Here is a 1,072-nt window from a genome sequence, read left to right as displayed (position 1 = left end):
CGGGCACACCGCGGCCATCACCGGCCGCGCCGCCGATCCCGACACCCGTCGGCCGTTCAAGGCGCTGGGATTCGACTCGCTGATGACCGTCGAGCTACGCAACCGGCTCGCCGCGACGCTCGGCATCGAACTGCCCAGCACGCTGGTCTTCGACTACCCGAGCCCGGCCGACCTGGCAGCACGGCTCGACACACTGATCGCCGGACCGCCGGCCCCGGACGCCACAGTCCCGGACTCCGCGACGCCGCCGGCGACCACCACCGCGGCTGCCGACGACCCCGTCGTGGTGGTCGGCATGGCGTGCCGATTCCCCGGAGGCGCGCGCTCGCCCGAGCAGCTGTGGCGGCTCGTTAGCGACGGCGTGGACGCCGTCGGCGCGTTCCCCGCCGACCGTGGCTGGGACGTCGACAACCTCTACCACCCCGACCCCGACCACCCGGGCACCACCTACAGCGACCGGGGCGGATTCCTCTACGACGCCGGTGACTTCGACCCGGAGTTCTTCGGCATCAGCCCCCGTGAGGCGCTGGCCATGGACCCGCAGCAGCGGCTCCTGCTGGAGACCGCCTGGGAGGCGTTCGAGCAGGCGGGCATTGACCCGACCCGGCTGCGCGGCAGCAACACCGGCGTGTACACCGGCGTGGTCGCCCAGGAGTACGGCACCGACCGCCACGACGGCGACGAGGAGACCGAGGGCTACCTGCTGACCGGCCGGACATCGAGCCTGGCCTCCGGGCGGGTGTCGTACGTGATGGGCTTCGAGGGCCCGGCCATCACCGTCGACACGGCGTGCTCGTCGTCCCTGGTGGCGATGCACATGGCCGCGCAGGCGCTGCGCGCGGGCGAGTGCGATCTCGCGCTGGCCGGCGGCGTCACCGTGATGGCCACCCCGTTCACCCTGACCGAGTTCGCCCGGCAACGCGGCCTGTCCGCGGACGGGCGCTGCAAGGCGTTCTCCGACGAAGCCGACGGCACCGGCTTCTCCGAGGGCGCGGGCCTGGTCGTCCTGGAACGACTGGGCGACGCACGGCGCCTGGGACACCGGGTGCTCGCGGTGCTGCGCGGTTCGGCG

General features: G+C 73.2%; 1 protein-coding gene. It reads left to right on the top strand.

Translation table 11 applies throughout. The annotated features are described in order from the left end of the window. Positions 1 to 1,072: type I polyketide synthase (locus tag AB0E98_RS33940; RefSeq protein ID WP_361710365.1), on the top strand; the 1,072-nt coding region annotated here is incomplete at both ends.

The sequence above is a fragment of the Streptomyces sp. NPDC037389 genome (assembly GCF_040636475.1).
Taxonomy (GTDB): domain Bacteria; phylum Actinomycetota; class Actinomycetes; order Streptomycetales; family Streptomycetaceae; genus Streptomyces; species Streptomyces hesseae.
This window is presented reverse-complemented; position numbering and strand designations above follow the sequence as displayed.